Below are 23,884 nucleotides of genomic sequence, written 5' to 3'. Positions count from 1 at the left end.
TTCCTTTTATTGGCTTGAACTAGGACTCACTCAGTCGGCCGATGACCGCATCGGTAAAAATCCGGCTGTAAACGTCTGCGGAAAAGGCGATGGGGTTGCCTCCGGCGGAAGGGTCGGCCACGGCCATTTCACCGACCCGCTGGGCATCTTCCAGCGTGATATCAATGTCTGCCAGAGTATGCGGAATATTCATCGCCTGACGGAAATCCAGTATCCAGGTCATAAAGGCATCGAAACCCGGTTCAGGCAGATCCAGATAGCGGGCGAGGTTTGTGATTTTATCTTCAATAGCGACCCGGTTAGCCTGAAGGACATAAGGCATCAGAATGGCATTGAGCAGGCCGTGGTGTTTGTCATACAGCGCCCCAAGGGTGTGCGCAATAGCGTGCATGCCTCCCAGACCTCGCTGGAACGCTGTTGCCCCCATGCTGGAGGCAACCAGCATCTGGGTGCGTGCTTCAATGTTCCCGCCGTTTACAACGGCTTCAGGCAGGTAGTGCTTGATCAGGCGGATCCCTTCCAGAGCAATTCCTTCCGCCATCGGGTGGTAGCTGGTGGCGCAAAAGGCTTCCAGATTGTGTGAAAGGGCGTCCATCCCCGTTGCTGCGGTAATATGCGGCGGCAGGCCGACAGTAACGGCAGGATCCAACAGGACTTTTACCGGCAGCATTTTCGGGTGGAAGATGATTTTTTTGACGTGATGTTGGGTATCGGTAATCACCGAGGCCCGCCCGACTTCAGAGCCGGTGCCGGCGGTAGTCGGAATCGCGATCACGGGCGCAATCGCCGAAGCATCGGCCTGAAGCCAGTTATCACCAATATCTTCAAACGCCCAGAGCGGCAGCGTCTGGCCTGCCATAAGGGCAATGGCTTTTGCAGCATCCAGGCTGGAACCGCCGCCAAAGGCAATCACACCATTAAAACGCCCCAGCCGATACACTTGCAGACCATCTTCGACATTCTCGCCGGTCGGGTTCCCCTGAATACGGCTGAAAATATCACACTCGATCCCCGCTTGGCGGCAGTAATCGAGTGTGGCGGCGACCATCGGAAGGTCGGCCAGGCCGGGGTCGGTCACAAGCAGTGCTTTAGTAATGCCAGCCTGCTGGCAGGCTTGCCCCACTTGAGCCAGGCATCCTTCACCGACTGTAATCGAAGTGGGATAGTTCCAGTTTCCTTGTAGTTGCATGGTGCTCTCCTTGTCGCCGCCTTCCGTCCGGAAAGCGGCTGTCGACTTGTAACTGAAAGTGATAACGTTAGCGAATTGCCGGTGTTATCAGGCATGTTTGATATGGAAGGATTTAGGTCGCGTCAGCGCGTCAAAACCCAGTTCAGACAGCGTACAGCCGCGGCCGGAATGCTTGACGCCGGTCCAGGCCAGAGCCGGATCGAGATAATCACAGCGATTGATAAAAAATGTGCCGGTGTCCAGTTGCTCGCCAAGGGCAATACCGGTAGGAATATCGCGGGTGAAAATGCTGGCGGTCAGGCCGAACTGGCTATCATTCATCAGCGCGATAGCTTCCTCGTCGCTGTTGACTTTCATGACTCCGACCACCGGACCGAATGACTCCTCATTCATCACCCGCATTGAATGGTCAACCTGCGTGAGCAGTTGCGGCGCCAGATAAGGAGTGCCCGTTTGACTGGCCGGGAACAGGGCTTCGTCAATGTGGGCAATGGCACCCTGCGCGACCGCGTCCTGAATCTGGCTGCGTACGAAATCCGCCGCGCTGGTGCGTACCAGTGGCCCCAGAGTGGTGTCCGGCTCATCTGAACGTCCCAGCTGGTAGCTTTTGACCAGTGCAACCGCCTTCCGGACGAATTCATCGTATTGGCTGTGATGGACATAAATGCGTTCTATCCCGCAGCAGGACTGACCGGAGTTGAAAAAGGCGCCGTCAATGGTCGTTTCGACCGCCTGATCGAGGTCGGCATCTTCCCGGATATAGGCCGGATCTTTGCCGCCCAGTTCAAGCCCGACACCGATAAAGTGGCCTGCCGCAGCCTGCTCAACCTGTGCGCCACCTTGTACCGAACCGGTAAAGGCGATGTGGTTGATGCGATTGGACTGAATGATCGATTGGGTGTCCTGATGGCTCAAGTGCAGGTACTGAAAAACGCCGTCGGGCAGTCCGGCCGCCTGAAACGCCTCGACCAGACGTTCCGCGCACAGAGGGGTTTGGGCGGAATGCTTCAGGATAACGCAGTTTCCGGCCAGCAGTGCCGGTACAATGCTGTTAATGGCGGTCAGGTACGGGTAATTCCACGGGGCTATCACAAAAACAACGCCAACCGGTTCGCGGGTAATATAGCGGGTGAAACCGGTTTTTTCCGGAAGTGTCAGCGGCGCCAGCGCGTTTTCACTGACTTCAATCATGTAGCGGGCACGCTCTGCCAGACCATTTACTTCCCCCTGTGCGTAACGAACCGGGCGTCCCATCTGCCAGCAAATTTCATCGCTAATGACTGGCTTGTGCTGCTCAAGCCAGTCAATGGCTTTACTGCAAATAGCCTGTCGTTCTTTGAGTGCCGTCTGTGCCCAGTGGGGGCGGGCATCGCTTGCTTGTTTCAGGCTGGTTTCAATATCGGCCTGAGTGGCCAGCGGGCGACTGACATAAACACTGCCGTCAATCGGTGAAATCGTGTGTTGCATCGTAGTCATGGTGTCTTCCCTAGATGATTTCAAAGTAGCGATCCATTTCCCAGTCGGTCACGTGTTTTCTGAATTCACGCTCTTCCCATTCGCGGCTGGCAGCGAAGTGATCGACAAACTCATCACCGAACATGGTGCGGGCGGCTTCCGATTGCTTGAAGCGCTGGGCGGCATCCCACAGGGTGCGGGGAAGCTCAAGCTCCGGTGCATGCTGCTGATCATAAGCGTTGCCTTTTACTTGCTCATACGGTTCCCACTCCTGCATGATGCCGTATAAACCGGAAGCGACAGCCGCGGCCAGCGACAGGTAAGGATTGGCATCGGCGGCGCCCAGGCGGTGCTCGATGCGTTGTGATTTCTCAGATCCAGGGATCACGCGTAGCGCTGTGGTGCGGTTTTCCACCCCCCAGGTGGCGTGGGTGGGGGCCCAGAACCCGGGAATCATTCGAGTATAGCTGTTAATTGTCGGGGCAATGAGGCAGAGAAACTCTGGCATCAGGCGTTGCTGACCGGCCAGAAAATGACGCTGAATTTTGCTCATGGAGTGGGTCTGGCTGCTGTCAAAAAACGCAGATGAGCCATCTTTATTTTTCAGCGAGACATGGATGTGACCGCTTTGTCCCGGGTAGTCGCCCGACCATTTGGCCATAAACGTTGCCAGCAGGTCGCGCTTTTGTGCCAGCACTTTCATAAAGGTTTTGAACAGGGCTGCTTTATCTGCGGCGGCTTCCGCCGCATCCACCGCCATCGCGGCTTCCAGCACGCCCGGTCCGGTTTCAGAGTGGATGCCCTCAATTGGGAAATCCATCTGCTCACTCATCTGCAAGATGTCCTGATACAACCCGGAGTGTACCGAATTGCGGATCATCGAATAGCCGAACCAGTCTGGAGTAATGGTTTCCAGGTTTCTAAATCCTTTCTCTCGGGCGGAATGTGGGGTTTCGTTGAACATAAAGAATTCGTATTCCAGAGCCGCAAACACATCGAACCCCATTGCGTCGGCTTTTTGCAGTGTTCGGCGCAACGCCCCACGCGGGCAGACTTTTTCTGCTTCACCGTCAAACTCGGCAATAAACAGCAGCATTCCCTCTTCGCCATGCACTTCCCGGCAGGTGTGGGGCAGGATGCGCACTGGGGCATCGGGATAGCCGGTGTGCCAACCGGTGTAGCGAGTGTTGTCGTACAGCTGATCTTTGGAATCCCAACCTAGTACGACGTCACAAAAAGCAAATCCGTTTTCAAGGGAGGAAAAGAATTTCGATTTCGACATGTATTTGCCGCGCATGATGCCGTCATTATCAAACAGCCCAACCTTAATGTGCGTCAGCGAACGCTCTTCCACGATAGCCATTGCATCAGCGATTGTTTTAACATTTCTTGGTTCCATGTATACCTCTCATCCGGAGGGCTCTTTCCTGAGCCTGTAGGTTATGTTGTGTTTGCAAGGACGGCAGCACGGTGTGTTTTGTGATATCCGTCCTTATCAGTTTGATTGTTATAAGAAAAGTATTAGCTGAGTTCAGACTCTGCGCTTGAAATCAGGGCAAATTCTTCTTCAGGGGCATTGGCAACAATGCGGTGTCGGCTGTAAAGCAGGAAGTACGTGAGCATCACGACGTAGAACAGGGCTGACCACAAGGCGGCTTGGGTACTGACCACGAACGTCGATGCCAGTGCGACCAGAGACAGTACCAGCGCAATGCCGGAAGTCAGGGTGCCGCCTGGTGTTTTGTAAGGGCGCTCCAATTGCGGTTCTTTTTGGCGCAGGATGATGTGAGACAAGCTCATCAGGGCGTAGGAAACCGTAGCGCCAAAAACCGCCATGGTGATCATCAGATCCCCTTCGCCGGATAATGACAGCAGGAAACCCAGCACGCCCGGTACTATCAGAGCGTAAACCGGTACTTTTCGTTCACCGGACAAGGACAGGAAGCGGGGCAGGTAGCCAGCGCGAGACAAGGCAAACACCTGGCGGGAATAGGCGTAAATAATGGAGAAGAAACTGGCAATTAAACCAAACAGGCCGACGATGTTGACGAACTTGGCGGCCAGTGAATCGGTGCCGTGAACAGCCAGCAGAGCCCCAACCAAAGGTGCGCTGTGTGATTTCATGGCTTCAGCACCGGCACCACCCGGTACCAGGAACAAGACCAGCGCAGCGAACACCAGCAGTACCAGCATGGAGGCGATAATACCGCGTGGCATGTCTTTCGCCGGGTTGGTCGCTTCTTCTGCGGCAAGGGGAACCCCTTCGACCGCCAGGAATAGCCACATGGCAAATGGCAATGCCGCCCAGATGCCGACATAGCCTTCCGGCAGGAAGCTGCTCGCCCCTGCTGCTTCCGGGTTTGCTGCGATAGTGAAAAGGTTATTAACATCAAAATGAGGCAGCATACCCACAGCAAAAACAATCACTGCAACGACAGCAAGCGCGGTGATCACCATCATAATGCGCAAGGCTTCTCCGGCTCCCCAGAGGTGGATGCCGACGAACACGCAGTAGAAAGCGGCATAAACGACAGGGCCGTCGATACCAATTAGCTCGTTAACGTACCCACCGATGAAAATCGCGATAGCCGCAGGGGCGATGGCATATTCCAGCAAGATCGCGGTGCCGGTCAGAAAGCCGCCCAGCGGACCTAAAGCGCGGCGGGCGAAGCTGTAACCACCACCGGCCGTCGGAATGGAGGAGGACAGTTCGGCCAGGCTCAGTACCAGGCAGATGTACATCAGGCCCATGATCAGGGTCGCAATGAACATGCCCCCGAAGCCGGCTTGTTCAAGGCCAAAGTTCCACCCGGCGAAGTCTCCGGAGATCACATATGACACGCCCAGGCTGGCTAATAAAATCCAGCCTGCGACCCCTTTCTTCAGTTGACGCTTACTCAGGTAATCGTCAGAAACGGCATTACTCTTGACTGCTTGATGGTTGCTGTCAGACATAACATTTCCTTATGAACGGGTTGATAAAGTCATTCGTACTTTTTGTTACATGTTATTAACATAGTGGCGATTTTTATCAGTCCGCAACAAGAATCAGTTCCGCTAACAGTAGAGTATAAGTTTCTCTAATAGTACGGCGTGGACGGCTTCTCCCACGCAAACTTGTTGGGTTTAGCCGACGTGTAAGTCTTTTTCGAGCCAGGGCAGTTCACGCAGCACATTCGGCAGGAATTTGTCATGCATAACTTGGCGACTGTCAGCGGCCAGAATCTGTGGCAGATTACCCAGCTCGTTATGACGGCTGACCAGAGTCAGATTTCGTTGTAAGGGTTCATCTGAGGGCAAAGGCAGGCAGGTGAGTTGATCGCGGAATAAGCCGCTCTGAAACAGGCAGAGCGGGGTAGTGATAGTCCAGCCCAGACCGGCAGCGACACTAGAAAGGAGTGCGAAGGTATTGTCCAGCTGCATGCGGATTGGTGCCGACACGCCTTGCCTGCGCAGGTACCGTTCGATGGTTGTTCCAATCAGGGAATCACTGGTGTAACGGACAAAGTCGAGTTCACGGATCAGTTGCTGGAAAGAGGCAAACCGGCGGGTTTCTCGGCGGGGGATAACCAGAATAAAGGGTTCCCGTAAAATCCGGTGGCGGCTGAGAAATTCGTTATCCTCCAGCGCATCATCAGAAATAATGATATCGACATTCCGGGACAATAAGGCCTGAGCGTGCATGTGAGAGCGTCCGGTGCTGATTGTCCAGCTTTCGGTGTGGCGCTTAATCACATCCACCAACGGGGCGCCCAGCGAGGTGGCCAGCGAATCGACCATAGCGATCCGAAGCAGATGCAATTTCTGAAAGTCACCTTTGGACATTACATGGTGGGTTTTTTCTGCCTGAGAGAGTAAATGGCAGGATTGATCATAAAAGTAGCGACCGGCTACGGTTAGCTCAATCGGGCGCACGGTGCGATCCAGCAATTCGACATTCAGGTTGCTCTCTAAAGTCGAGATAGTTTGTGATACGGAAGACTGAGTCAGCCGTAGCTGGTTGGCAGCCAGGGTCATGTTGCCGGTCTGGGCGGTGGTGACAAAAACCTCAAGGGCGCGAAGATCAAATCCGAATATTTTCAATGTTTCCTTCCTGTGGATGTAACGGTTCATTCCCTGAACCTGACTTAACGAGTGTGCTCACTGCCTTGCATCCTGCAAACAACCGGCACATATCAAAAATAAGAGTAATGCCAATATCTCCGGGCTGCAATTGATGATCTATTCAATAAACTCTTTCCGTTCATAGGGTTAGTTTCTGGCATCTTGCCTGACTGAATAACTGGACGTTATAAATCGTCGAATTGTTATTTCCTCCTGATAAAAAACCAGTTCTCTCTGTTTATTCAGTCATATCTGCGTGCTCAAGTCTTAGGAATATGAATGCCCAGTTTCGCTACACTCTTTGATAAGGTGTCGAAATAGGCATGTTCTTATGAAGAGAATCATTATTGTACTGGCTTGTCTGTTAGCCGCGATCATTGTTGTTGGGCAAATGTCCGGACAAGACAACCTGATTGCCCGGCAGGTGAAAGCCATCGCTACGCCGGAAAAAAGCTATCTGCTTGATGTGAAACACCATATCAGTGAAACGCCAAGACCGGCCGAAACCTATCCATTCCCTATTAAAATCGGTGAGGTTGGCCCTGTTACGTCGCTGTATTCCGGGCCCAATCAGTACCCCTTTTTCTGCATGACGCTGGACTCCGGGATGGGACAGCCGCTGGTGGATAATCAGAAAGGGCTGGGTGTCCCGGTGTATGACAGTCAGGATGGCACTAAGCTGGTGGGCTACTCGAAAGATTGTGCGGCCAAAACTCAGCTGCTTTACTTTCTGGTTGATGCGGATAACGACATTCAACCCATGACGGAAGAAGAGCTCAGACAAGCGCCGATCGCCGATGATGCGTTGTTGGTACGGGTAGAGCAGGGCACTATCAATCGCTATGTCTACGCAATTGCAATGCCGATTTCACCGGAAGAAATTGGTGTGCAGAATGGTGCGTCATTGTGGAATAACCGGCTGATTTATCACTTCGAAGGGGGCTCGGGAATCGGTTTCCGGCAGGGGCGAATTAAGTTTCACCGTCTGGTGAACAAAGAGCTGGAGCAATTAAGAAAAGGGTACGCGGTTGTCAGCTCAAGCGGTAATAAAACCAGTTATGGCTATAACATGCTGCTGGCAGAAGATACGGCCAGACGGGTTAAAACCCAGTTCGTCACTCTGTTTGGCGAGCCATTGTATACCGTCGGTATTGGTGGGTCGGGAGGCGGACTGGCGCAGTACCTCATCGGGCAGAACAGCCAGGGTATTCTTGACGGTCTGATTCCGCTGTATTCGTACCCGGATATGGTCAGCGTTTCAATTTATGCGCTGGATTGCGATCTGCTGAATAACTATTTCACGTTCCGATCCTATAACAAAGATCACTGGCAGGACTGGCATCAGCGCCAGAATATTGAGGGGCTGCGGGCTATCAGCGGAGCCGAGCAGAAATATGGCTGGCTGTTGCCGGTCAATCAGCTGGCGCGCGGGGAATTACCAGAGTTTCCGAAAGGGAACAATGAGTGTATTAACGGTTATCTCGGGTTGAGCAGCTATATTCACAATCCGCGACAAGGTTTTATCAAGCCTTTCTTTCACCACTCTGTGGTCGGCAAGGTCAACTGGAGCTACTGGCAGGACATGGTGAACGTGTATGGCCAGGATGAGCACGGTTTCGGGCAAACCACCTGGGATAACGTTGGCGTGCAGTACGGGCTACAGGCGCTGCTCAGTCACCAGATTTCGCTGGATGATTTTATTGATCTCAACAAGCGGATCGGAGCCTGGAAAGCGCCTTCCCAGATGGAGCCGGAGCGCATGCTCAGCCTTGGCTCCAGTATTCCGCCTCTCTGGCTGTCAATCTGGGGAAACCAGAACATCACGAAGCTTGACGGGGCGCTGGCTAAACGTCAGGCGGGGTCTTTGGTCGCTATGAACAAAGCGTATGAATATGGTCAGGTATTTATTGGCCGCATTAATCTGCCGATTCTGGATGTCCGGCATTATCTGGAAGATGAACTCAATATGCATCATACATCCGCTTCGTTTGTCAGCCGGCTGCGTATACTCAACGACCAGAAAACCTATCGTAATCATGTGATCTGGATTGCCGATAAACATTACAACCCGACAGAAAAAGCGTATGAGGTGATGGATCAATGGCTGACGAATATGCATAAGTTGCCGGAGAATCTGCCTTATGAAGACAGGGTCAGTATCGCCCGGCCCAATGTTGCCCAGGATACCTGTTTTGATCAGGAGGGGAACATCATGGCTGCCGGAAACGGCGTCTTTGATGGGGAATGGAATCAGAAGGAAAAAGGAAGCTGCACACAACATTATCCTATGTACAGCAACAGCCGGATAAAGGCCGGTGCGCCGTGGGAAGGAAGCATTTTTAAGTGTTATACCATTCCGGTTGACGTTGCGGCAGCGCAGGGGATGTACGGCGACTGGGATGTTTCGGCAAAAATGGATGAACTGCAACAAATCTTCCCAGACGGCGTGTGTGATTACCGACTTGGCGACATGGGCAGGCCAAAGGCGTTGTAACCGGCCAGTCATGCAGTCATGGCGTTATGCAGTCACGCAGTCATGCAAGGGAAGCGGGAAAATTGACCAGGAAATGGTTGCAGTGAGATTGTTGCCTATACTTGGAACCAGTTATCCCCGTTGGTTTCTTCGATCAAGGAGTGTGAAGCATGTCATTGGATAAAGTTCTGTACACCGCACAAGCGTCAGTCACTGGTGGCCGTGATGGCCATGCGACGTCCGCTGATAACAAGATTGATCTGCATTTATCCACCCCGAAGGAGTTGGGGGGCGCGGGTGGTGAGGGCACCAATCCTGAGCAGTTATTTGCGGCAGGTTACGCCGCCTGTTTTACCGGTGCGCTGAAGCTGGTAGCGGCTAATCAGAAAGTCAGTCTGCCAGCATCCACCTCCATTGAAGGGTTAGTGGGAATCGGCCCGATCCCTCAGGGGTTCTGTATTGAGGTGGAATTACGGGTCAATGTCCCCGGTATGGATAAAGCGTTGGTGCGGGAGTTGGTCGATAAGGCGCACATCGTTTGCCCATACTCAAATGCAACACGCAACAATGTCGATGTGCGTCTAACCGTGGTGTAGAAGCACCGATGGCGCTGTGCCAGAAAGCGATCATCATCATTGACGGATAAAGGCAGTTTTCACTGCCTTTTTCTTCTTTCTCGTCTTACTGCATTTTGCTGTTTCGCCAGTTATCGGATGACCACTCGGTGAAACGTGTTCCCCAGAATACCGCCAAGAATCAAAAACGGCAGGTACACCCAGCCAGAGAGTGAGAAGTTCGCGATCGGTGTAAACAAAGCACCGACATTACAGCCGTTGGCAAGGCGAGTGCCCAGTCCCATCAGTAGACCGCCCAGCGCGAACAGGGCAAATTGTTTCGCAGAATGGTTGAGCTGGAACGAGAAAGAGAAATTGCCCAGAAACAGCACCGCGATTAAAGTGCCCAGCATAATGGCCAGGTTCTGAACAGAAATACTGTGGCTGAAAAAAGGCGTGGTAAACATCTCAGCTGGGCGGTGGGTAAAGTCGGCGATTGTCTCTGCGCTCACTCCCAGTGCCATCAAGCCTTTACCAAACCAGATTCCAAAGGGGGTAGAGGCTCCCCAACCGGCCCCGGTCGAAACCATCATGATGCCGAAGATCAGCGCAATCACCAGTGCTGCGGTTTTCATTTCCCAGATGTTGCCGAACCAGCGGCGATATGTCTCTGCGCTAAACAGCGAAAAATGCTGGGGTTTATCGTTGTTGGCCAGGTTTTGGCGGGCAATTTCGCCGTCAACACCCAGGAAGGTACCGTTAGCATGGCGGTAGTTCTGGTACATTTTCGCTAAGTAACCAACGACAGAGGCCAGAACAATGGTGGTTATCACTGACATGAAGTAGCCGTTTAACGGTCCCCAGGTGAACAGATCCGGCATATATACCCCTTTCCCGGCAAAGCTAGGTGTCGAGATGGCCGTTGTGGTGATCCACGACTGAGTCGCTTGCAACGGAAAGCCCAGAAACACCCCGGCAGCGAAAAAGATCAGGGTGGTTAACGCCCTTGGCACATCGCTCACCATCTCAACCATCACACCGGTTGCACAGCAGCTCGAGAAGCTCATACCGGCACCAAACATGACGCCACCCAGCATCAGCCCCAGGTTGATAGGGTTCACCCATAAATCGTAATCCGCGACGTTTGCATTGAACAACAAACCGGCATTGATAATTGCAGTGACGACGAACATGAACATCAGGGTTTGCAGGAGTTGTGTCGAGCCACGTCGGTAAGCGCGGTTCACACTGCCGGCAAAGCCAATGGAACCTTTGGTTAACGCAAATCCAAGACTCAGACCGAACAACAGACGTAAAAACAGCGATGTATTTTCAAGGAAAACCGCGCCAAGGGTGAGCGAACTGAGGGTGATGAGACTGGCAAGCAGTGCCTGTTTTTTGTTCATAGTGATAACCAAAAATAACTAAAGCGATTAACGAGCGGGTACGCTAGTGAGTAGGTGTGAGTGAAGGAGAGGATTATTCTCTTTGTTTAGGTATAAATCCAGCTATTGATATAACCATTTATTATATGACCATGCATAGCGTTATATTGCTGGCGTGACACTCTTAACGGTTATTGCAAATAGGCTTTTTGATGGCTTGGGTTGAGGGAAGGATCCGTTGAGTGGCCTAAGTCTCACCACTATTCTGAATACGCATGTTTTATGATCTGGTACACGCCTTCTAGTTCTAAATGGGTATTGCATGTGGTGGCATAGGAAAGATACTCTTTTTACCGTTAACGTTATGAAAAAATAGATAAATATTGTTTAGTCAATCAATGCGATTGAGCTGGCCTTTTTCAAAGGCCGTGATTTAAAACAGCACTCAGCAACATGCCGTGTTCTACCTGACCTAACCTAGCCTTTGCTCGATGTATCACTGGAAGACAATATGAGCAGCCCCTGCAAAGGGGTTTCTTTTTAGTACAGACAGGTTATATCCATGCTGCCTTCTTAATCCTCTTCCTGAAAGAGCTGGTGAATCCAGTGATACTGCACATTCTTCTGGCGGCACAACCAAATTGACTGTACGCAAGCGTACGGACAGCCTCGGGTCGTAATAATCGGGAGTTGTTCATGCTCCGCTAAATATTGCGGCATATATGCTAACCAGGGTTGAGTGTTCACCAGGGCGATCAGCGTCGATATATCATCCACTCTTGCGGTAATTTTGCGCTTAAATTCTGAATCAAACCACCCGTCTTCACTGCTGTTTTCGACAGTATGTCCGTACACCGGATGGGAAGGAACAATAAACGGATGGGTTAAGACTGTTTGGATATCAATCGGCTGAGAGTGAGTGGCAACATGAATGGCGAGAGGGTGATGTTTGCTGGCAACAATCACAAAGGGGACGTCACAGATTTTCTCGCTGTAGATGGAGGGTAGCACAACAGATTGGCCCGCCAGTGTTGTTGTCAGGGCAATGTCCACCTGATGTTTCAGTAAGGGTGACAGATCGGGCGCAATTTTTATGTCGAGGCTGTGATCGGCCTGATGTGTGCTTAACCGGTTTACCACTGTCGGCAGATAATGGGCGAGCACTCCCGCCGGCCCAGATACTCTGACGTGACAGCGCCTCGGGTTACCCAGTTCAAATTCGATTTTTTCATGGATTCCCAGTAGCTCGACAGCGCGTTCACGCAGTAACTTTCCGGCTGGGGTAAGTTGCCAGCCATGACCTGTGCGGTCAAACAGTTCATGTTGATAATAGTCTTCGATTCTTTTAATGGCTTTTGACAGTGTCCCCGGTTGCATGGAAAGCCGAACTGCGGCATTTCGTAAGCTGGCTTCTTTCGCGACTTCGACAAACAGGTGCAAGTCTTCAATTTTCATAATGATTCCAAAGTGGAAACACTTGTTGGTTTTGTGTTTCTTAATTGTAGTCAAAGGTCAATATACAATAAAAACCCAAAGACACAATCAGGGCAGCAGAAGTGAACCGATTTACGCCGTTAACAGTGTCAGGTAAGCACCTGAAAAACAGACTTGTCGTGCCTCCTATGGCATCGCAAACCGCCAATGTGGAAGGGTTGGCAACCGAGCAGACGCTTCGCCATTATGCGAATCTGGCCAAGGCAAATCCTGGCTTGTTGATGGTGGAATACTCGTTTGTGGACCTCTCAGGCCGCAGTGAAACCAATCAGCTTGGCGCACACAGTGATGCCTGCCTGCCAGGGCTGAGTGAGATTGCCAATGTTATTAAACAGCAGGGTACGCTGGTGGGGTTGCAGTTAACCCACTGTGGCGGGAAAGCACCCAGAGTCATTTGCAGCGATCTGATGGGGCCATCCGGCATCACAGTGCCTGCGTATGATCGGGTGCTGGAAAAGCCGAGAGCGATGACTCGTGAAGATGTGGAGCTGTGGAAAACGCGATTCATTGAGGCCGCAATACGTGCAGAAAAAGCGGGGTTTGATTTTGTCGAAATCCACTGTGCGCATGGTTACGGTCTGAATCAGTTTCTTTCGCCGATTACCAATCAACGTGAGGATGAGTACGGTGGTGACCAGCGCAATCGCTCCCGATTAATGGTGGAAATCATTCAGGGAATCACACAACACACTAACCTGACAATCATGGCGCGTATTCCGGGTCAGGATCTATACCCAGAAGGGCTCACCCCAAACCAGATGCTGGAAACTTGCCGTTATTTCATTGAAGCCGGGCTCGATGTACTGGATGTGTCTTCAGGTATTGGCGGCTGGAACCGACCTAAACAACGTCGAGGACAGGGGTATCTGGTTGAAGAGTCAGCATACATCAAAGCGGCTGACTTGGGAGTGCCTGTGATTGGTGTGGGTGGTATCGAAGAGGGCGATTTCATTGATCACGCGATTGAACAACAATGGCTCGACTTAGCCGCCGTCGGGCGGGCGATTCTTCATGACCCTGAAGGTTTTGCCTGGCAGCAAATGAAGCAACCTAGTCGGGAGCTTGAGCCGTCATAAAGCTGTGCTGCTGACGTCATCAGTGAATTGACGAAGTTTATACCCATTAAAAAAGGTCTGGTTTCAAACCAGACCTTTCTCTTATGCCCCGTGTCCGCTTACGATTGATTAAGCAAGCGGTTCTGGCTGATTTCTGGCAAAACAACGTGCTGGCTCATTGCTTTAGCATGTTGCAGCTGTTTTTTTCTCAGCTGGATATGACACAGTTCCATCACCATACCAAACGCCATGGCAAAGTAGACATAGCCTTTGTTGATATGAAGATTAAAGCCTTCCGCCATTAACAAGCCACCCAGCAATACCAGGAACATCAGTGCCAGTGTTTTAAACCCAGGGTACTCGTTGACAACCTTATTCACCTTTTCAACGATCAAGACCATTACTATCGCGGAGGAAACAATGGCTGCCACCATGATAGGAACTTCTTTGGTCAGACCGACGGCGGTAATCACCGAGTCCATCGAGAACACTGCATCAATGGCGAGGATCTGGAGCAGAACCACCACGATACCGGTTCGCGCATGAGTTGAATGGTGAGTTTCGACTTGTGTCAGCCATGACCACAGCTCTTTACCACTTTTTGCCAGCAGGAAAGCACCACCACCAATCATGATTAAAGCACGACCGGTTAGTGAGAGATCACCGACTGTCAGGAGTGGTTGAGTTAACGACATGACCCAGCTGATCGAAAAGACCAGACCAATTCGTGCCGCCACGGCCAGGGCAATACCCAGGTTACGTGCCATCTTTCGTTGATGGAGTGGCAAACGCTCACACAAAACGGAAATAAAAACAACGTTATCTACGCCGAGCACAAGTTCAAGAGCAAATAAAGTTGCGAACACCACCCAGGTTTCGGGTTGCATGAAGAGTTCTAACATGTTGTTGCCTCCAGGAAAGTGGAAGCAGGGGAGTAACACGATCGACTAAGGGGATCGTCCATGGAGTTTTAATACCTCTGTTGCTTAGGAAGCATGAGTAAATCACCACACCGAATTTTTAGCAAGAGAAATAATTGTGTCAAATTGTAACCGTAATAATCGTAGGAAAGACAAATCTCAGACTCCAGATTGCATTGAAAACTATTTATTTGTTAACCAGATCAGTAAATAACAATAAGCTGGACAATAGAGCCTCAATAACTCATGGCACTGAATAGCAGATGAAAAATCTCATAGCCAATAAGAAAACAGATAGCTAATGGAAAAACAGTACACGGTTAATAGATTGTGAACTGAAAATAACAGTAAACAGGTAGTTGAGCTTGATCATTTTGTTATATTTCAGAATTTTCCGTATATGTGAATGCCATTTCGAAATGAGCCTGAGCGGGCGGTGAAAGCAAGTTTATCTATCCCCCAATGAAATATTCGGGTGGCAGCGGATCGCAATAACTCGAGGGTATCCATTGGAATCAGAGTGATGCAGAAGTGATAACGTTGAGATGTACATCTGCATATATCAAATTAAAAGCAACATTTATTATATATCCCTCTGATCTAATAGAGTTGTTTAAAGTGGCTAATGTAAAACACGTAATGCTAATTGTGGCTGTTTTGGGGAGTGAAAGATATTTAGCAATTAAATGCCACTGTTAATCGGTGTTCATATTCGGCGTAAGTTTCTTTTCGTTTCATTTAAAACAATGAACCTCGACGTATTCCAATTTGGTATATGTGGTTATGATTCGAACCTCTATCACTATTTCTATTACAAATGAAAACGCTTTGTCAGCCGCTGATTAAAAACAGATGTGCACGTGTAGGCTGTGCACTGCTTATCGGGTTACTGTGTTTCTCGCTGGGTATTTTTCAATTGCTTCGACAGGCTGAAAGAGTTGTTCGGCAGCAAGTGCATGTCGATCTGTCACTTGCTACCTACGTGTTTGATAAAACTATCGCCAATGCTGAATTTGCCGCGGAAAGCGCGGCACCTCTTCTAGGAGCAGAATGTAGTCGGGCACTTCCGATATTGCGAAACCTGGTTGCCACGGTGCCTGATGTCAGAACGATCAATCTGGTTACAGACGGCCAGCAGATGTGTAGTTCATTGTATGAAGGGGGAGATACGGCACTCGCGACTGGCACCAATAATACTGTCGAAGTCACTAGCGCTCAGTTTACTGAGCACACACTGCAATTATTACCTGTGAATTCAGGCATTCCTAACGCATCTGTTCTGGGTTACCGTCATCGCTTGACCGAAGGTGAAGTGCTGATTGGCATAAGCATTTATTACATTGAAAACATACTTCGCTATACCAGCAGCCGGGATATTCTGATGAGCTTTGAAGTGGGTGGACAATGGCTGACTGAGTCAGGCGAGATTACTCGGGGGGGCGCGATTCAAGCATCAGATACACTGGCGTCTGAAACGTACGAGTACAAGGTAAATGCTTACATCCCTGATAATTATATTCTTGGTTATGCTCTGGGGAATTACCGCCTCAGTGCCTTTTGGTATCTGGTGGTGAGCGCGGTTTTTTCTTTCCTGGCTTATTGGCGTCTGAGCCAGTCGACCTCTCCGGTGGCTGAACTTCGCAGGGGGTTGGAGAAAAAGGAGTTTGTTCCTTTTTTACAGCCCATCTTTTCACCGCAAGGGACATTGATTGGCGGCGAGGTGCTGGCGCGCTGGAACCACCCGGAACTCGGAGCAATCAGGCCGGATAACTTTATTCCATTGGCGGAAGAAACCGGGTTAGTTAAGCCCATGACCCTGCAGCTGATGGATCAGGTTGAACGTGATTTTCTTGGCCTTGGCGAGCTGCTGCCATCAGGATTTCATATTGGCTTTAATATCTGTGCAGCCCATTGTGAAGATATGTCGTTTGTGCGGCGCTGTGAGCAATTTCTGAGCACATTCGCTGAGCGGCAGATTGAATTGGTTATTGAACTGACCGAACGTTCGGTTATTCAGGATGAAAAGCAAGCCAAGTTGTTTTTTCAGGCGCTCTCGGATTGCGATGTCAAAATTGCGGTCGATGATTTTGGCACCGGTTATTCCAGTCTGACAACACTGAAAAATTACCATGTCGATTTTCTGAAAGTGGATAAGAGCTTTGTCTCGTTGATTGGCAGTAACGCGATTACCCGGCATATTGTCGAGAATGTGCTGGACTTGGCATTGCGGATGAACCTGAAAGTGGTGGCTGAAGGTGTCGAAACGCAGGAACAGGCGGATTACCTTAGCCGAAAAGGGGTGGATTATCTGCAAGGCTTCCTGCTTGGAGCGCCAGTCAGTATCGATGAGTTCATTCGGCGTTATATCCTCTCTCAGGATACAGATATAGCCTCAACACAGACTGCCCAAATCCAAACCCGATTTAACTATGCAGAACAAAAAAGGCGGCCCGCCAGCATAAACTCCCTTTCATAGGTATTGGGCTGAGGCCGCCTTGTGCATAGACTTAGCGCTCTCATTTATCCGAGTTTTGCCGAGCCTGAAGCAAATAGTCGGCAAACTCGGCGAACCCTAATCCTCCGGGTTGGCGAGTGATATACGTCGGTTTGTGCGTCAGGTTGGGCAATGACTGACGAATATTGGCGACGCCTATGGTCAGTGGCAGCCATTCAAACATGGCTTCATCATTGAGTGAATCGCCGAGATAAACGAGCGGTGTGCTATTCGCTTTTAGAGGCGGCTGCGCCGCCGATAAGTCAGCCGATAAGCGATCTGATACAGTACTCGGCAATGCCACCGATAATGTCCCCAACAAGGCTTCGCTGCTTACCCGTTTACTGTGTTCGCCCACCCAGGCATTGATATGAATGGAGCTTTGGGTGGCATGCACGGTTTGGCCATTAACCCGCATCGCATGGATATTTTTCAGTATGTCAGCACAAATTGCCGGGTCGACCGCAGGCCGATCCTGACCGATATTCACAGCCACGTCGCAGAATCGCAGTGGCTGATCCGCTGCCAGTTCGATGTCCGGATACTGGTTCAGTAATTCCTGAATCTGCCTTTTTAGCGCATTCTGATTGGCTTGCATAATAGCCTGTGAGGAGGCAAAACGGGTGATGAACTGCCCGTCACGCTTAGACATCCAGAAAGCACCATTTTCGCCGATCACCGTATGAACAGGCCAAAGTTTGGCGATATGATCACACCATCCGGCACAGGCTCCGGTCACCGCAACGACATGGATACCAGCCTGCTGCAGTTGTTCAAGCGCTATCAGTGTTTGGGAAGGCAGGCGTCCTTCCCAGGTCAGTGTATCGTCGACGTCAGTGAATACCCACTTTATGTGCCGTGCTGTGTCGGACGGTAATGCCGTTAGCGGTTCAGGCATTCATCACCTCTTTGATGTCAGAGCAGGCCGGATCCCAGTGGATGCGTTGCTCAGTGTGTTTATCGAATACGTGCAGGTGTTTATGTGCAACCCCAACGCCAAACTTATCACCAATAACGACTTTTGTATGGCCTTCCACTCGCATAACCAGTTTTTGCGGGGTGTGGTCTGATTGATTTATCAGAGCAGGATTCTGGTTTCCGCTGTCAGTCACCTGGCAATAAAGGAGCAGGTCAGCACCAAGCGACTCAATCAACTCGACATCAACATGGAACCAAGGATGTTGCGGATTCATAACCAGGTGTTCAGGGCGCAGGCCGAGAGTCACGGCTCCTTGCGGTAGGGCACCTGTATCGATTGGCAAAATGGCACTGTCAGACAGCCGGATTCCTTGTGAGGTGATTTCCGCGTCAAGGATATTCATGGAGGGAGAGCCGATGAAAGTGGCCACAAACACTGATGCTGGATTATCGTAAAGGTCCAGTGGTGTGCCGACCTGCTCAACGTTCCCTTTGTTGAGTACCACCAATTTGTCGGCAAGGGTCATGGCTTCAACCTGATCGTGAGTGACATAGACCGACGTTGTTCCCAGACGACGTTGCAGCTTTTTGATTTCAAGGCGCATCTGTACCCGCAGCTTGGCATCAAGGTTGGATAAAGGCTCATCGAACAGGAACACCTTCGGCTCGCGGACAATGGCCCGACCCATGGCGACACGCTGACGTTGGCCGCCAGACAATTGCTTCGGTTTGCGATCCAACAGGTGAGACAGCTCCAGCATAGTCGCCGCCTCGGTGACCAGCCGCTTGATTTCCGCTTTGGGTGTTTTACGGTTTTTCAGGCCATAAGCCATGTTGTCGTACACCGACATGTGCGGATAAAGCGCATAGTTTTGAAAGACCATGGCGATGTCACGTTCGCCCGGTTCCAGATGGTTGACTTCCCGGCTGTCGATTTTCAGGCTGCCGTTGGTGATTTCCTCCAGCCCGGCAATCATCCGGAGCAGGGTGGATTTCCCGCAGCCGCTCGGGCCGACCAGCACGACCATCTCGCCGTCAGCGATAGTCAGGTTGAGTTGTTTGATCGCCTGATAGCCGTTCGGGTAACTTTTTGCGATGTCTGTGAGGGTTAACGTTGCCATTTATTTCTCCGAATCCACTAAACCTTTGACAAATGCCTTTTGCATCACGATGACCACAATGACCGGGGGCAGCATCGCAATCAGGGTCGTTGCCATAATCTTGTTCCATTCAATCACACCATCGACGACGCCTAGCATCTGTTTGATTCCCATGACGACGGTGTAGTAGTCGCTATCGGTGGTGATCAGCAGTGGCCAGAGATACTGGTTCCAGCCGTAAATGAAGGTGATCACAAACAGCGCGGCTATATTGGTGCGCGACAGCGGCAACAGAATGTCAAAAAAGAACTTAATGGGACCGGCGCCATCGATACGTGCCGCTTCGACCAGTTCGGCAGGCACAGTAAGGAAAAACTGACGGAACAGGAAAGTGGCGGTTGCACTGGCAATTAACGGGATGGTCAGGCCGTAAAACGAGTTCAGCATGTTGAGGTTAGCGATCACTTCAAAGGTTGGCATGATTCGTACCTCAACCGGCAGCATCAGCGTGAAGAAGATCATCCAGAATGCCAGCATACGACCGGGAAAGCGGAAAAATACCACAGCATATGCCGATAAAATGGAGATGCTCAGTTTGCCGACGGTAATGCAGAGTGCCATGATCAGGGAATTAACCAGCATCAGCGTAATAGGCAGTTCACTGTTGTTAAATGCACTTTCGTTGCGAAACAACTCACCAAAGACAGAAAAGCCCAGATCCCCGAACCAGAGGGGGGTGCCGGTAGCAAAAGCCGTGTTTTCGTGGGTGGTCGCCACCAGAGCCAGCCAAACCGGTAAGGCGATACTGACAATGCCAAGTATCAGTAACAGATGGCAGAAAAATGTAAACAGGGGTCTTCGCTCTACCATCAGTACGCTACCTTCTTCTCAACATATTTAAACTGGAACACAGTCAGCACGCCAACCAGTGCCATCAGGATGACCGATTGCGCCGCTGACGAGCCCAGATCCAAACCAATGAAGCCGTCGTTGTACACCTTGTACACCAGAGTGGAGGTGCTGTTACCCGGTCCGCCCTGCGTCATCCCGTGAATGATTGGGAAAGTATCGAAAAAGGCATAGACAAAGTTAACGACAAGCAGGAAAAAGCTGGTCGGGGAAATCAACGGAAAGCTGATAGTCCAGAAGCGCTTTAGCGGGCCACTGCCGTCAATCGCAGCGGCCTCAAGCAGGGATTTAGGCACTGATTGCAGCGCGGCAAGAAAGAACAGGAAGTTATAGCTGACCTGTTTCCAGGTCGCGGTGATGATCACCATCCACATGGCGTGAGTGCCGTTCAGGGTCGGATTCCAGTCGATACCTATAGCCTCAAGCATGGCGGTAATGATTCCGATGGTCGGATCAAACAGGAACAGCCACAGTGAGCTGGCAACCACGGGAGCAACCGCATAGGGCCAGATCAGAAAAGTACGATAGAGCATGGCTCCACGCACGATTTGCTCCGCAACGGCAGACAGGATCAGCGCAGCAACAAGGGCCAGCACCGCAACACTGATACTGAACTGAAGCGTGGTGAGCAGAGAGCCGAGATAATAGCTGTCGCTGAACAGCTTGATAAAATTCTCCAAGCCGACAAATTCGCGGCTCATCCCAAAGGCATCTTCTAATTGTGAAGATTGAAACACCGCTTGCCCGGCTGGCCAGATAAAGAACACCACAGTAATGATGAGCTGAGGCGTAATAAGCGCAACGGGCAGCCATTTGTGTTTAAAAATGACTTGTGAAGACATAACGGATACCAAAAAAGGTAAAATCAAAAACGTATGACCAGCTTTAGCTTCAGCCTTAGTCTTAGCTTCAGACGCAAGGGGCAGGGGCTGGTAAGAAGTGTTCCGGTGGCTGCTGGTCACTTGTTCATACAGCCAGCGGTTAGTAAAGCTGCCGATTCATAAAGCCAGCAGTCTTAGTCAGGCATCTGGAAACATTGCTGACCGCGATTGCAGCCAGCAATGTATCAGAGCCCGGGATTCACTTACTGGGTACGTTCGAAGCGACGAAGTTGCTCATCGCCCCGGCGGACGGCGTTGTTGAGTGCAGTTTTTGCCGATTGCTTGCCCGCCCAGACGGCTTCCAACTCTTCGTTGATAATGTCACGGGTTTGCAGGAAGTTACCGAAACGTAGCCCTTTTGAGTTGGCTGTCGGTGCAGAAGACGTCATCTGCAAGACCGCGGTGTCAGTCCCCGGGTTCGACTGATAAAAGCCTTGTTTCTGAGTCAGCTCATAAGCCTGTTTAGTGATAGGCAGGTAACCGGAGAACTGGTGCCAATCGGCCTGAACTTCAGGGCTCGACAGGTAAGAGAAAAACTTGGCAACGCCTTTATATTCGTCTTTCGTATGGCCCTGCAGTACCCACAGCGAAGCCCCGCCGATGATGGTATTTTGAGGTTTGTCGATAACGGTATCGTCGTAAGGTAACTGTGCAACGCCAACGTTGATGCCTTTCATGTTTTCTTTAATACCCGCCAGACCCGCTGATGAGCCCATGGTCATTGCACATTCTTGCGTGTAGAACAGTGGCATACCGTCCGACTGACGACCACCGTATTTAAAGATACCTTCTTTCGACCATTCTCCAATCTGGGCGATATGCTTGATGAATGGCTCAGAGTTGAAGGTAAACTCGGTGTCATTGCCTTTGAAGCCGTTGTTATTAGTGGCCAGTGGCAGGTTGTTGCGGGCTCCAAAGTTTTCAATCTGAGTCCAGGACTGCCAGGTGGTGGTAAAGCCACATTTCGCACCGGATTCAATCAGTTTGCGAGAAATGGCATCCATCTCTTTCCAGGTTGCCGGTGGCTGAGTGATACCGGCTTTCTGGAACATATCTTTGTTGTAATACAGTACCGGTGTTGAGCTGTTAAACGGCATCGACAGCATCTTGCCGTCATTGGTGGTGTAGTATCCGGTCACCGCAGCCAGGTAGTTATCCGGAGTGAAAGGTTCTTTGGTGTCTTCCATCAGCTGATAAACCGGGTAAATCGCTTTTTCGGCACCCATCATGGTGGCAGTACCTACTTCAAACACCTGGACAATAGCTGGTTGTTCTTTAGCGCGAAATGCGGCGATTGCACTGGTCATGGTCTCGGCGTAGCTGCCTTTGTAGACTGGCTTTATCACATAGTCAGACTGGCTGGCATTAAAGTCGGCTGCGATTGCATTGACTTTCTGCCCTAGCGCGCCGCCCATGGCGTGCCACCATTCAACTTCTGTTTTGGCCTGAACACTGGCGCTGGCCAGCGCAGCGGTGACCGCCAGTCCCACGAGGTGCTTCATAGACATTTTTTTCCCCGACATTGTGTATTCCCTTAACGTTTAGACGCTGATGAAAAGTGTGGAATGCGCTTCGTTCCTGAACCGGGCTGACGTACAGCCAGTCGTTTGAAAACAGGCGGGCAGAAGCACATTCCTGAAAATGTTCATATGAAACCTAAAGAACTCTGATGACGCTTCAATGACAGTAAAATGAACATATATGAACGTGTTATCGGTTCGTTTGATGCAATCCTGCTGTCACAAAACTCTGTCAGCCTGCCAGTCATTTTCTTCTGCATGCGATCGCTTCAGGCCATTCATCCTGAACGCATGGGGAGTGGGTAAGGACACAAGACACGAGATGGAACCATTGAATATTCGCCAACAGCACATTGTTGAGCTGCTGAATCAACAGGAATATTGCTCGATTGACGATCTGGCCTCAGCGTTTAGTGTGACGACGCAAACCATTCGGCGGGATATCAATGCGCTGTGCGATTTGGGGATGGCAAGGCGGCACCATGGAGGGGTTGGTTTGCCGGGTTCCCTGAGCAACCGCAGTTACGTGACCCGACAAGTAACGCATCAGGCGGAGAAGCAACGTATCGCTCAAGCGGTTGTGCGGGAAATTCCGGATGGCAGTACAATCTTTCTGGGGATTGGCACCACAATCGCGGCCATTGCTGAACATTTGGGGCATTTACAAAGTTTGCGGGTGATCACTAATAATTTTGAAGCCGCACAAATTCTGACCCGGTTTCCCCAGATCGAAACCTGGATGCCCGGCGGACGAATACGGTGCAATGACCGGGATATTGTCGGAGATACGGTCGCGTCGTTTTTCGGCCAGTTTTATGCCGATATCGGTATCATCGGTTGCGCCGCAGTGAGCCACATTTCGGCGTCAAAGTTGCTGGCCCCTGACCCGGCTAAAGCTTCAGGCTCAGAGACAGTTTTAGGCACAGCCAAATGTTTATGCACCGATAATTTGCCAGCGGGTGATGTCGAAATAGCTTCAGTCAGCACGGCGTTTGCTATGGAGTATGAGCTTCGAGAGGCAAAGGTTAGCCAGGCGATTCTATCGGGCTCACAGCAAACATGGCTGGTGGCCAACAGAACAAAATGGCAGCGTAAAGCAAACGCGATCATTGCACCACTGCACAGCTTTGATCGGGTTTTCAGTGGTGACCAGGATTAAGCGTCATCAACAAGATATGAAGAGCGGAATTTAAGATCAGGTAAAAGAATGACTGAAAACTGCATCAGAAATGCTGTGACAACTTGCCTTTGAAAAACTTATTGAGAGATATCAATGAGGGTGAAAAAGAGCCTGATAACGGGGTAATTTCGCCATCACGGGGCGATTTTTCTCTATCTTCACTGATTCGGTTATCTGAGAAGATGTGCAGAAAGCTTACACATGGTGTCGGGTTCGAATAAAAACCGTAATGTCTCTCAGTGTTTATCGTGTT

At 50.8% G+C, this 23,884-nt stretch carries 19 protein-coding genes; 6 read left to right on the top strand and 13 right to left on the bottom strand.

Annotated elements, in window-relative coordinates; genetic code table 11:
* Positions 1 to 19 precede the first annotated feature (19 nt).
* The 5 genes from FH974_RS22975 to FH974_RS22955 form a co-directional block, all read right to left on the bottom strand.
* Positions 20 to 1,189, bottom strand: a complete 1,170-nt coding sequence (locus FH974_RS22975) for an iron-containing alcohol dehydrogenase (RefSeq protein WP_047886122.1) — start codon at positions 1,187 to 1,189, stop codon at positions 20 to 22.
* Positions 1,190 to 1,276: 87 nt separating this feature from the next.
* Complete coding sequence (locus tag FH974_RS22970) at positions 1,277 to 2,665, bottom strand: aldehyde dehydrogenase family protein (RefSeq protein ID WP_047886121.1); 1,389 nt, start codon at positions 2,663 to 2,665, stop codon at positions 1,277 to 1,279.
* 10 nt (positions 2,666 to 2,675) lie between these two features.
* Positions 2,676 to 4,043 (bottom strand): glutamine synthetase family protein, encoded by a 1,368-nt coding sequence (locus tag FH974_RS22965; RefSeq protein WP_047886120.1) that lies wholly within the window; start codon positions 4,041 to 4,043, stop codon positions 2,676 to 2,678.
* Between the two features lie 122 nt (positions 4,044 to 4,165).
* Positions 4,166 to 5,599: an ethanolamine permease gene (gene eat / locus FH974_RS22960; RefSeq protein WP_047886119.1), complete on the bottom strand. Its 1,434-nt coding sequence runs from the start codon at positions 5,597 to 5,599 to the stop codon at positions 4,166 to 4,168.
* A 171-nt stretch (positions 5,600 to 5,770) separates the two neighbouring features.
* Positions 5,771 to 6,727 (bottom strand): LysR family transcriptional regulator, encoded by a 957-nt coding sequence (locus tag FH974_RS22955; protein WP_047886386.1) that lies wholly within the window; start codon positions 6,725 to 6,727, stop codon positions 5,771 to 5,773.
* A 352-nt stretch (positions 6,728 to 7,079) separates the two neighbouring features.
* Between FH974_RS22955 and FH974_RS22950 the strand changes: the two genes are divergently transcribed.
* Positions 7,080 to 9,242 (top strand): DUF6351 family protein, encoded by a 2,163-nt coding sequence (locus FH974_RS22950; protein ID WP_047886118.1) that lies wholly within the window; start codon positions 7,080 to 7,082, stop codon positions 9,240 to 9,242.
* A 149-nt stretch (positions 9,243 to 9,391) separates the two neighbouring features.
* Positions 9,392 to 9,817: an organic hydroperoxide resistance protein gene (locus FH974_RS22945; RefSeq protein ID WP_047886117.1), complete on the top strand. Its 426-nt coding sequence runs from the start codon at positions 9,392 to 9,394 to the stop codon at positions 9,815 to 9,817.
* A 110-nt stretch (positions 9,818 to 9,927) separates the two neighbouring features.
* Here FH974_RS22945 and FH974_RS22940 read toward each other — a convergent pair whose 3' ends face one another.
* Both FH974_RS22940 and FH974_RS22935 read right to left on the bottom strand, forming a co-directional pair.
* A complete protein-coding gene (locus FH974_RS22940) occupies positions 9,928 to 11,181 on the bottom strand; it encodes a YeeE/YedE family protein (RefSeq protein WP_047886116.1) in 1,254 nt (417 codons plus the stop codon).
* 552 nt (positions 11,182 to 11,733) lie between these two features.
* Positions 11,734 to 12,615: a LysR family transcriptional regulator gene (locus FH974_RS22935; protein WP_047886115.1), complete on the bottom strand. Its 882-nt coding sequence runs from the start codon at positions 12,613 to 12,615 to the stop codon at positions 11,734 to 11,736.
* Positions 12,616 to 12,716: 101 nt separating this feature from the next.
* On the opposite strand from FH974_RS22935, the gene FH974_RS22930 reads away from it, so the two are divergent.
* Positions 12,717 to 13,730 (top strand): NADH:flavin oxidoreductase, encoded by a 1,014-nt coding sequence (locus tag FH974_RS22930; RefSeq protein WP_047886114.1) that lies wholly within the window; start codon positions 12,717 to 12,719, stop codon positions 13,728 to 13,730.
* Positions 13,731 to 13,828: 98 nt separating this feature from the next.
* Here FH974_RS22930 and FH974_RS22925 read toward each other — a convergent pair whose 3' ends face one another.
* Entirely contained in the window at positions 13,829 to 14,611 is a 783-nt protein-coding gene (locus FH974_RS22925; protein ID WP_047886113.1) for a TerC family protein, read from the bottom strand.
* A 934-nt stretch (positions 14,612 to 15,545) separates the two neighbouring features.
* Between FH974_RS22925 and FH974_RS22920 the strand changes: the two genes are divergently transcribed.
* Positions 15,546 to 17,105 (top strand): EAL domain-containing protein, encoded by a 1,560-nt coding sequence (locus FH974_RS22920; protein ID WP_170108376.1) that lies wholly within the window; start codon positions 15,546 to 15,548, stop codon positions 17,103 to 17,105.
* Between the two features lie 40 nt (positions 17,106 to 17,145).
* Here the strand turns inward: FH974_RS22920 and FH974_RS22915 are convergent, their stop codons facing one another.
* From FH974_RS22915 to ugpB, 5 genes are all read right to left on the bottom strand, one after another.
* Positions 17,146 to 18,021, bottom strand: a complete 876-nt coding sequence (locus tag FH974_RS22915) for an HAD family hydrolase (protein ID WP_047886112.1) — start codon at positions 18,019 to 18,021, stop codon at positions 17,146 to 17,148.
* Positions 18,014 to 19,162 carry a sn-glycerol-3-phosphate import ATP-binding protein UgpC gene (locus tag FH974_RS22910; protein ID WP_047886111.1) on the bottom strand — a complete coding sequence of 383 codons (1,149 nt, stop codon included), beginning with the start codon at positions 19,160 to 19,162 and terminating at the stop codon, positions 18,014 to 18,016. The genes FH974_RS22915 and FH974_RS22910 overlap by 8 nt, the downstream gene beginning before the upstream one ends.
* Complete coding sequence (gene ugpE, locus FH974_RS22905) at positions 19,163 to 20,011, bottom strand: sn-glycerol-3-phosphate ABC transporter permease UgpE (protein WP_207103789.1); 849 nt, start codon at positions 20,009 to 20,011, stop codon at positions 19,163 to 19,165.
* Positions 20,011 to 20,892, bottom strand: coding sequence for a sn-glycerol-3-phosphate ABC transporter permease UgpA (gene ugpA, locus FH974_RS22900; RefSeq protein WP_207103788.1), 882 nt, complete (start codon positions 20,890 to 20,892; stop codon positions 20,011 to 20,013). The genes ugpE and ugpA overlap by 1 nt, the downstream gene beginning before the upstream one ends.
* A 242-nt stretch (positions 20,893 to 21,134) precedes the next feature.
* Positions 21,135 to 22,439 carry a sn-glycerol-3-phosphate ABC transporter substrate-binding protein UgpB gene (gene ugpB, locus FH974_RS22895; RefSeq protein WP_047886383.1) on the bottom strand — a complete coding sequence of 435 codons (1,305 nt, stop codon included), beginning with the start codon at positions 22,437 to 22,439 and terminating at the stop codon, positions 21,135 to 21,137.
* 183 nt (positions 22,440 to 22,622) lie between these two features.
* On the opposite strand from ugpB, the gene FH974_RS26385 reads away from it, so the two are divergent.
* Both FH974_RS26385 and FH974_RS22890 read left to right on the top strand, forming a co-directional pair.
* Positions 22,623 to 22,757, top strand: a complete 135-nt coding sequence (locus FH974_RS26385; RefSeq protein ID WP_273859842.1) for a hypothetical protein — start codon at positions 22,623 to 22,625, stop codon at positions 22,755 to 22,757.
* A gap of 16 nt (positions 22,758 to 22,773) precedes the next feature.
* Positions 22,774 to 23,610 carry a DeoR/GlpR family DNA-binding transcription regulator gene (locus tag FH974_RS22890; RefSeq protein WP_047886109.1) on the top strand — a complete coding sequence of 279 codons (837 nt, stop codon included), beginning with the start codon at positions 22,774 to 22,776 and terminating at the stop codon, positions 23,608 to 23,610.
* The last annotated feature ends 274 nt before the right edge of the window (positions 23,611 to 23,884 follow it).

It is taken from the genome of Photobacterium ganghwense (assembly GCF_017329545.1).
Taxonomy (GTDB): Bacteria; Pseudomonadota; Gammaproteobacteria; order Enterobacterales; family Vibrionaceae; genus Photobacterium; species Photobacterium ganghwense.
This window is presented reverse-complemented; position numbering and strand designations above follow the sequence as displayed.

What these genes read in the sequence shown, in the direction of transcription:
- FH974_RS26385 (WP_273859842.1), top strand. Translation starts at nt 22,623, where the DNA reads ATGAACATATATGAACGTGTTATCGGTTCGTTTGATGCAATCCTGCTG.
- FH974_RS22970 (WP_047886121.1), bottom strand. Translation starts at nt 2,665, where the DNA reads ATGACTACGATGCAACACACGATTTCACCGATTGACGGCAGTGTTTAT.
- FH974_RS22910 (WP_047886111.1), bottom strand. Translation starts at nt 19,162, where the DNA reads ATGGCAACGTTAACCCTCACAGACATCGCAAAAAGTTACCCGAACGGC.
- FH974_RS22935 (WP_047886115.1), bottom strand. Translation starts at nt 12,615, where the DNA reads ATGAAAATTGAAGACTTGCACCTGTTTGTCGAAGTCGCGAAAGAAGCC.
- FH974_RS22965 (WP_047886120.1), bottom strand. Translation starts at nt 4,043, where the DNA reads ATGGAACCAAGAAATGTTAAAACAATCGCTGATGCAATGGCTATCGTG.
- FH974_RS22915 (WP_047886112.1), bottom strand. Translation starts at nt 18,021, where the DNA reads ATGCCTGAACCGCTAACGGCATTACCGTCCGACACAGCACGGCACATA.
- FH974_RS22925 (WP_047886113.1), bottom strand. Translation starts at nt 14,611, where the DNA reads ATGTTAGAACTCTTCATGCAACCCGAAACCTGGGTGGTGTTCGCAACT.
- FH974_RS22890 (WP_047886109.1), top strand. Translation starts at nt 22,774, where the DNA reads ATGGAACCATTGAATATTCGCCAACAGCACATTGTTGAGCTGCTGAAT.
- FH974_RS22975 (WP_047886122.1), bottom strand. Translation starts at nt 1,189, where the DNA reads ATGCAACTACAAGGAAACTGGAACTATCCCACTTCGATTACAGTCGGT.
- FH974_RS22940 (WP_047886116.1), bottom strand. Translation starts at nt 11,181, where the DNA reads ATGAACAAAAAACAGGCACTGCTTGCCAGTCTCATCACCCTCAGTTCG.
- eat (WP_047886119.1), bottom strand. Translation starts at nt 5,599, where the DNA reads ATGTCTGACAGCAACCATCAAGCAGTCAAGAGTAATGCCGTTTCTGAC.
- FH974_RS22945 (WP_047886117.1), top strand. Translation starts at nt 9,392, where the DNA reads ATGTCATTGGATAAAGTTCTGTACACCGCACAAGCGTCAGTCACTGGT.
- ugpA (WP_207103788.1), bottom strand. Translation starts at nt 20,892, where the DNA reads ATGTCTTCACAAGTCATTTTTAAACACAAATGGCTGCCCGTTGCGCTT.
- ugpE (WP_207103789.1), bottom strand. Translation starts at nt 20,011, where the DNA reads ATGGTAGAGCGAAGACCCCTGTTTACATTTTTCTGCCATCTGTTACTG.
- FH974_RS22950 (WP_047886118.1), top strand. Translation starts at nt 7,080, where the DNA reads ATGAAGAGAATCATTATTGTACTGGCTTGTCTGTTAGCCGCGATCATT.
- ugpB (WP_047886383.1), bottom strand. Translation starts at nt 22,439, where the DNA reads ATGTCTATGAAGCACCTCGTGGGACTGGCGGTCACCGCTGCGCTGGCC.